Source organism: Idiomarina sp. UBA4206, from assembly GCF_002383015.1.
Lineage (GTDB): Bacteria > Pseudomonadota > Gammaproteobacteria > Enterobacterales > Alteromonadaceae > Idiomarina > Idiomarina abyssalis.
Window position 1 is genome coordinate 1 of record NZ_DFTS01000008.1, and the last position, 3,523, is coordinate 3,523.

Consider the following 3,523-nt stretch of genomic DNA (forward strand, 5'->3'; position numbering starts at 1 on the left):
ACTGATGCGGTAGCCTGACATTCATGTCAGGTGAGATATTGGACCTGACGTAAACGTCAGGCTACGCAAATACGTATCAGGCGACACCAAACTCGGCGCGATAAGCTTCAACTTTGGGAAGATATTCTTTAAAGGTGTCGTCATCTTTCAAGAAGGTGATGACATCATTTAAGCTGACAATGCTGACAACCTGAGCGCCAAAATCACGCTCAACTTCCTGAATGGCGGATAACTCACCCTTGCCTTTTTCCTGACGGTCTAAAGCAATAAGAACGCCGGACAATTCGGCACCGTTAGCCTGAACTATGTCCATGGCTTCGCGAATAGCTGTGCCTGCGGTAATCACGTCATCCACCAGCATCACTTTGCCTTCCAGCGCAGAACCCACCAGGTTTCCGCCTTCGCCGTGGTCTTTCTTTTCTTTACGGTTAAAGCAATAGGATGTGTCCTGCTGATGGTGGTCGTATAAGGCAACGGCTGTGGCGGTGGCAATTGGAATGCCTTTGTAAGCCGGGCCAAAAAGCACATCAAAACTGATACCGGAGTCGACCAGCGCGGCGGCATAAAAGCGGCCTAAGCGGGCTAAGTCAGAACCTTTATTAAAAAGCCCTGCATTAAAAAAGTACGGGCTGGTGCGGCCGGACTTTAAGGTAAATTCACCAAACTTTAATACGCCACGCTCTATGGCAAACTCAATAAACTCTTTTTGATACGCTTTCATTGCCTGCTTATTCCTCGCTTACGTTTATACTGAAGCTTACGCTAACGCTTGTTTCTGAATATCAATTAACTCGCGAATGCTGTGACGCGCCATTTCAACCAGGCTGTTCATTTCGTCAAAACTGAAGGCTTCGCCTTCGGCTGTGCCCTGAATTTCGATAAACTTACCGGCTTCTGTCATAACTATGTTCATGTCGGTATCGGCTTTTGAGTCTTCAATGTATTCCAGATCGCTGACTGGTTCGCCGTCTAAAATGCCGACTGAAATTGCCGCGACCATTTCTTTTAACGGTTTCACTTTGACCATGCCTTGGCCGCGCATCCAGTTCAGCGCGTCAACTAAAGCGACACAAGCACCGGTAATAGACGCGGTACGTGTGCCGCCGTCGGCCTGAATCACGTCACAGTCGATAGTAATGGTGTGTTCACCTAAAGCGCTCATGTCGATGCAGGTACGTAGTGAACGTCCAATCAAACGCTGAATTTCTAAAGTACGACCACCTTGCTTACCGCGGGACGCTTCGCGGGCAGAACGAGTGTGAGTTGCGCGTGGTAACATGCTGTATTCAGCGGTAACCCAGCCCTGTCCTTTACCTTTTAAAAAGCGAGGAACGCCGCGTTCTACCGAGGCATTACAAAGCACTTTGGTTTCGCCAAACTCAATTAAAACTGAGCCCTCTGCGTGTCTGGTAAAGTTACGGGTAATGGTCACCGGTCGAATTTGTTGTGCCGTACGGCCACTTGGACGCATGTCATCTCCTTACTGAGTGAATGTCGCGATGTATAAATTGAGCGCAATTGTAGCAGAATTGGACGATTAATGGATCGCGATTCGCGCAGCAACGTATTACACTAGACCGAGCAAAAGAATATGAGCGGGAGGCAGTATGTCGCGTTCAGATGATGAAGAATTTGAGCTGTTTCGTCAGGAAATGACTGACGTAACGCCCTTGGCGGGTGAAGAAGTTGCTGATATTAAACAGGCTTTTGAACCAACGCTGGCGCAAAAAGAGCGCCGCCGCGCCGCCGAGGCGGAAGAAGCTGAAAACGAAAACTTTTTATCGACCGAGTACGTGGACTTAGTTGAGCCGGATGACGTTATTGAGTTTCATCGCGACGGTGTCCAGGCGGGTGTGTTCAAGCGCCTGAAGCAGGGGCGTTACAGTATGGAAGCCAGCTTGAATTTGCACCACCATACATTGGCAGAGGCGCGCACGGCACTGTTTAACTTTGTGAAAGACTGTCACGCCGCGGGTGTACGTACGGCTTTAATCATCCACGGCATGGGCAAGCATACAAAACCGCATCCGGCACTGATAAAAAGTTACGTGAATAAGTGGCTGCGCGAGCTGGAGCCGGTACTGGCGTTTCATAGCGCACAGCGACCCCATGGTGGCCGCGGCGCAGCCTACATAATGATGAAAAAGAACGCCGAACAGAAACAAAAGAACCGTGAAAAGCACGCTAAGCGGTAACAGAAACGATTCGTTTTAAAGGAACCGACATGATTCAAAGTATGACCGGTTATGCTCGTTACGAGCAAAAAGCCGACTGGGGCACCGCAGTTTGGGAAATTCGTTCAGTTAACCAACGTTATCTGGAAACTTACTTCCGTTTACCGGAAACCTTTCGTTCACTGGAAAACTCACTACGCGAGCAGTTTCGTAAAAAGCTGCAGCGGGGCAAGGTTGAATGCAAATTGAGCCTGCAGGTAGATGAAGCCCAGCAAAGTGCCTTGTCCATTAACGAAGACTTGGCAAAAAGTGTGATCGCCAGTGCCAAATGGGTGAGCCAGCACTCCGCCGCCGGGCAGTTAAACCCTATTGACGTTCTAAAATGGCCTGGCGTTGTTGCTGCTCAGGATCAGGACATGGACGAGCTGCAGAAAGACGTTCTGGCCGCTCTGGAAAAGACCACCAACGACTTTATTGAAAACCGCAAAAGTGAAGGCGCAGCTATTGATAAAATGCTGCAGGAACGCCTGGACGGTGTGACCACACAGGTAGCTTTTGTGCGTGAACGCATGCCAGAAGTTATGGCCTGGCAACGCGAGCGCTTACTAACCCGTTTTGAAGAAGCTAAAGTTGAACTAGAGCCGCAGCGTGTAGAACAGGAAATGGTCATGCTGGCGCAGAAAACTGACGTAGCCGAAGAGCTCGACCGTTTAGACGCGCACGTGGAAGAAGCTCGCAAAATATTGAAAAAAGGCGGCCCCTGCGGACGCCGCCTCGACTTTATGATGCAAGAGTTCAACCGCGAAGCAAACACCCTGGCCTCTAAGTCTATTAACTCTGACATTACCGCTGCCGCGGTAGAGTTAAAGGTTTTGATAGAGCAAATGAGAGAGCAAATTCAAAACTTGGAATAATGTGTTTTGAGGTAGCCCGCGGTTCTACCGCAGGTGCGATCCTTCACATGTCTACTTTAGCTGACTTGTACTTAACTGATAGTTGACAATAGTGAAATGCTCGGGCATTTTACGTTTAAATGGATTGGGCAGTCCCGGTCGGCGTTAATGCCTCAGTGGTTTCATTGGGGCTTTTCGCTTTTTGGAGTAGGGTAAACCATCATTCCTATTCCTTCATACCCTTCACCAACAGAACACCTTCCACCTTCACAGTAGAATTTCGGTTGTAGTGATTCAAATGCACGATTTTCTTGGCCTGGCCTTAATGTTTTTAACCCTATGGGGCGTGCGACCAAGTCTGCTAGTTGCAAACCTGATGACATAACCTAGTTGTGCGCGAAAATGATATCAAAAGGTAGATGGATTCCAAGAGCATTGTCGCCATCAAGTACCCGG

At 49.0% G+C, this 3,523-nt stretch carries 4 protein-coding genes; 2 read left to right on the plus strand and 2 right to left on the minus strand.

All coding sequences use genetic code 11. The features are described from left to right. Window positions 1-76: 76 nt before the first annotated feature. Window positions 77-721, minus strand: a complete 645-nt coding sequence (gene pyrE / locus B3180_RS00895) for an orotate phosphoribosyltransferase (protein ID WP_278358919.1) — start codon at window positions 719-721, stop codon at window positions 77-79. Between the two features lie 36 nt (window positions 722-757). Continuing rightward, window positions 758-1,471 carry a ribonuclease PH gene (rph, locus tag B3180_RS00900; protein WP_286842391.1) on the minus strand — a complete coding sequence of 238 codons (714 nt, stop codon included), beginning with the start codon at window positions 1,469-1,471 and terminating at the stop codon, window positions 758-760. Window positions 1,472-1,607: 136 nt separating this feature from the next. Between rph and smrA the strand changes: the two genes are divergently transcribed. Together smrA and B3180_RS00910 are read left to right on the plus strand one after the other, a co-directional pair. Next, window positions 1,608-2,195: a DNA endonuclease SmrA gene (gene smrA, locus B3180_RS00905; protein ID WP_199493759.1), complete on the plus strand. Its 588-nt coding sequence runs from the start codon at window positions 1,608-1,610 to the stop codon at window positions 2,193-2,195. 29 nt (window positions 2,196-2,224) lie between these two features. Beyond that, window positions 2,225-3,088, plus strand: coding sequence for a YicC/YloC family endoribonuclease (locus B3180_RS00910; RefSeq protein ID WP_199493760.1), 864 nt, complete (start codon window positions 2,225-2,227; stop codon window positions 3,086-3,088). Window positions 3,089-3,523: the final 435 nt, after the last annotated feature.

Excerpts from the sequence above, each read along its gene's own strand:
- pyrE (WP_278358919.1), bottom strand. The coding sequence starts at position 721 with ATGAAAGCGTATCAAAAAGAGTTTATTGAGTTTGCCATAGAGCGTGGC.
- rph (WP_286842391.1), bottom strand. The coding sequence starts at position 1,471 with ATGCGTCCAAGTGGCCGTACGGCACAACAAATTCGACCGGTGACCATT.
- smrA (WP_199493759.1), top strand. The coding sequence starts at position 1,608 with ATGTCGCGTTCAGATGATGAAGAATTTGAGCTGTTTCGTCAGGAAATG.
- B3180_RS00910 (WP_199493760.1), top strand. The coding sequence starts at position 2,225 with ATGATTCAAAGTATGACCGGTTATGCTCGTTACGAGCAAAAAGCCGAC.